Raw genomic sequence first — 3,659 nt, 5'->3', positions numbered from 1 at the left:
AAATACGGTAGGATACTGTACATGCATACAGTACTTCCCACCCATGCCAGCCATCCTGTCCCAGCCAGAGGCCATCCACCCGTCGCTTTGGCGTGCCTCGCAGCTCGCGTGCGGCCGCGGCCGCATCGTCGAAACAGGGTATCCGGTCCTGTCGGCGGAATTACCCGGCGGCGGCTGGCCGGTGGGTGCGCTGATCGACCTGCTGGTGCCACAGGCTGGCGTGGGCGAACTGCGGCTTCTGCAGCCGGCGTTCGGCGCGGTGGGCAAGCGGGCTATCGCTTTCCTGCAGTCACCGCATACGCCTGACGCACTCGGGCTCCATTACATCGGCGTGCCCATCGCGCAACTGCTGCGCGTGGACACGCAGACAACCGCCGACGCGCTGTGGTCCGCGGAGCAGATCCTGCGTGCCGGCAGTTGCGGCGCCCTTATTTTCTGGTCCCAGTACGTGCAGGCGTCGTCGCTGCGCCGGCTTCATCTGGCCGCGCAATCGTCCGAGACGCTGTTCGTCATGGTGCGGCCGCTCGCGACCGCGCAGGATGCATCGCCGGCACTGCTGCGCCTCGCGCTCAAACCATCGGCCGACGGCCTGAGCGTCGAGATCGTGAAACGACGAGGGCCTTCACGTGCAGAGCCCCTGTCGATCCCTCTTCAACCCACACCGATTCTGCTTTCCCGTCATGCGCGTGTTTCTCGCCGTCCACCTGCCAAAGTTATCGCTGGAGGTCTTCAGACCGAAGTGGTCGTCTGAGCCGGCTTGCGGCAGCGCCGTGCTGGAGAAAGACAGCGTGGTCATCGCCGATGCCGCCGCGCGTTCGGCGGGCGTGAGACCGGGTCTGAAACGCGGTGGCGTGTTGACCCTTTCGCCAGGAACGGAGATGTATGAGCGCGACATGACTCGCGAAGCGGCCGCGCATCGCGAGGTTGGCATTGCGCTCATGCGCTTCTCGCCGGAAGTGGCGCTGCTCGATGAAGCGACGGTCATCGTCGAAATTGGTGCGAGCCTGCGGCTTTTCGGCGGCCTGCTCGCGCTGTGTCACGAAGCGCGAGCGATCCTTCATGCGCTAGGTTTCACCGCGCGCATCAGCGTAGCCCCCACCGGCCAGGGCGCATGGCTGCTCGCCCGGCATCGCAACCGGCGGGTGCTGAAGCCCGCATCGCTCACGCGACGGCTGTCCGCCCTGCCGATGGCGGCTGTCCCCGAAATCCGTCCGTTCTCCAGTTGGTTCGCGGGCCTCGGCTGCGAACATATCGGCGACGTACGCCGCCTGCCACGCGCCGGCCTGCAGCGCCGCTGTGGCGAGCATCTGCTGGACTCGCTCGACCGCGCTTTCGGGACCGCGCCGGAACTGTTTGACTGGATCGAGTTGCCGCCCACCTTCTCGGCGCGCATCGAGATGCCGGACCGGCTCGAACATGCGGATGGTGCGGTGTTCGGCGCGCAGCGGCTGATCGTTCAGCTATGCGGATGGCTGTGCGCGAAGCAGCTTGCCGTCACCGGAATCCGGCTGCTGCTCGAACACGAACGCGGCCGTGATGCGATCGCACCGACCGCGATCGACATCGCACTCGGCGAGCCGGCCTGGCGCGAAGAACACCTGATGCGTCTGCTGAAGGAGCGGCTGCATCGGATCGAACTCACGGCGCCGGTCATCGCGCTGCGGCTCGATGCATCGAACGTCGAGCCGGCCGTGCCGGCGTCGGACACGCTTTTTCCCGAACCGGGCGGCTCGAAAGAGGATCATGAACGGCTGCTCGAACTGCTGGTCGCGCGGCTCGGCGAACAGAACGTGCGCAAGCCCGCACCGACGGCCGATCATCGTCCGGAGATGGCGAACCAGTGGGTGCCGGTGTCCCGGCAGATCAAGCCCGGGCCGCTGCCGCGGCATCTACCCCGCCCGGCCTGGATGCTCGACGCGCCGGTTCGTCTGCTGATGCGCCGGCATCGCCCGTTCTACGGTTCGCCGTTGCGGATGGTGTCGCCGGGAGAGCGCATCGAGAGTGGCTGGTTCGATGGCGAGCTGGTGACGCGCGACTATTTCGTCGCGCAGGCGGACGATCAGAGTTGTTACTGGATTTTCCGGGAGCGTGTCAGTAGCCGCGACGCCGAAGAAGAGCCACGCTGGTTTTTGCACGGCCTGTTCGGATAAGCGGCGATGGACACGACCTTCAACCTGCTGCCGGCGTATGCCGAGTTGTTCTGCTTTTCCAACTTCACGTTCCTGAGGGGCGCGTCGCACGCGGAAGAACTGGCTGAGCGCGCCGCGCAACTCGGCTACACGGCGCTCGCGATCACCGACGAATGTTCGCTGGCCGGCGCGGTGCGGGCGCACGTGGCCGCGAAGGAAGCGAAGCTGCCGTTTATCGTCGGCTCGTATTTCCGTCTGGTCAATGCCGATGGGTCGCCGGCGTTCGGCCTGATCCTGCTCGCGCAGAACCGCAATGGATACGGCAACCTGTCCGAACTCATCACCCTTGCGCGCATGCGTGCGCCAAAGGGTGAATACCGGCTCACGCCGCAGGACCTGTCGCGCCCGGACAAGGCGTATCGCCACCTGCTCGGCATGCAGGACTGCATTGCCATCCTGGTGCCGGATTATCCGGCCAGCGAGGACGCACTCGACGCGCAGGTCGAATGGCTCGATGCGACGTTCCCCGGCCGCGCGTGGGTCGGCCTCGTGCTGCATCAGCGCGCGATGGACGACATTCACCGCGGCGCCGTCGAATTCGTGGCCCGTAACCGGGGCCTGCCGGTCACTGCGCTTGGCGAAGCGCTGATGCACGTGCGATCGCGCAAACCGCTGCAGGACACGATGACCGCAATCCGGGTCGGCAAACCGGTTCACGAATGCGGCTACGATCTCGCACCGAATGCGGAACAGCATCTGCGCTCGCGGCTGCGTCTGGCCAATCTCTATCCGGAAGATGCGCTCGCCGCGACAGTCGATATCGCCCGGCGCTGCGCGTTCTCGCTCGACGAACTGCGTTACGAGTATCCGGACGAGCTGGTGCCCGCCGGTTTTACCCCCACCGCGTATCTCAGGCAGGAGACCTATTTCGGTGCGCAACGGCGCTTTCCTTCCGGCATTCCCCACGACGTGCAGGCGCAGATCGAGCACGAGCTAGAACTGATCGCGGACCTGCAGTACGAGCCGTATTTCCTGACGGTCTACGACATCGTGCGTTTCGCGCGCAGCCAGCACATCCTGTGTCAAGGACGGGGTTCGGCGGCCAACTCGGCAGTCTGCTACTGCCTCGGCGTGACCGAAGTGGACCCGTCGCGCGGCAACATGCTGTTCGAGCGGTTCATCAGCAAGGAGCGCGGCGAGCCGCCGGATATCGACGTCGACTTCGAGCATCAGCGGCGCGAAGAAGTCATCCAGCACATCTACCGCAAATACGGCCGCGACCGCGCGGCGATCGCGGCGGCGGTGTCGACCTATCGTCCGCGCGGGGCGCTGCGCGAAACCGGCAAGGCGCTCGGCGTCGATCCGCAGATCGTCGATGCGGTCGCGAAGTCGCATCACTGGTTCGATAACAGCGCGGACCTGCTGAAGCGCTTCGAGGAATGCGGGCTGAACCCGCAAACGCCGCTCATCCGCGCGTGGGCCACGCTCGCCGCGCAACTGTATGGTTTTCCGCGGCATCTGTCGCAGCAT

3 protein-coding genes are annotated in these 3,659 nt (G+C 65.8%); all 3 read left to right on the top strand.

The window, feature by feature from the left end; genetic code table 11:
* Positions 1-43: 43 nt before the first annotated feature.
* Complete coding sequence (imuA, locus tag VGH68_RS12980; RefSeq protein WP_331604030.1) at positions 44-751, top strand: translesion DNA synthesis-associated protein ImuA; 708 nt, start codon at positions 44-46, stop codon at positions 749-751.
* On the top strand, positions 681-2,150 hold the full coding sequence (locus VGH68_RS12975; protein WP_331604029.1) for a DNA polymerase Y family protein: 1,470 nt from the start codon (positions 681-683) through the stop codon (positions 2,148-2,150). Before imuA ends, VGH68_RS12975 begins: the two co-directional genes overlap by 71 nt.
* A 6-nt stretch (positions 2,151-2,156) precedes the next feature.
* Positions 2,157-3,659: PHP domain-containing protein (locus tag VGH68_RS12970; protein ID WP_331604028.1), on the top strand; the 1,503-nt coding region annotated here is incomplete at its 3' end.

It is taken from the genome of Paraburkholderia sp. (assembly GCF_036488505.1).
Lineage (GTDB): Bacteria > Pseudomonadota > Gammaproteobacteria > Burkholderiales > Burkholderiaceae > Paraburkholderia.
Note: the sequence above shows the minus strand (reverse complement) of the source record. Positions and strands in the feature narration are given on the sequence as shown.

Coding starts and splice junctions, on each gene's coding strand:
- imuA (WP_331604030.1), top strand. CDS start 44: ATGCCAGCCATCCTGTCCCAGCCAGAGGCCATCCACCCGTCGCTTTGG.
- VGH68_RS12975 (WP_331604029.1), top strand. CDS start 681: ATGCGCGTGTTTCTCGCCGTCCACCTGCCAAAGTTATCGCTGGAGGTC.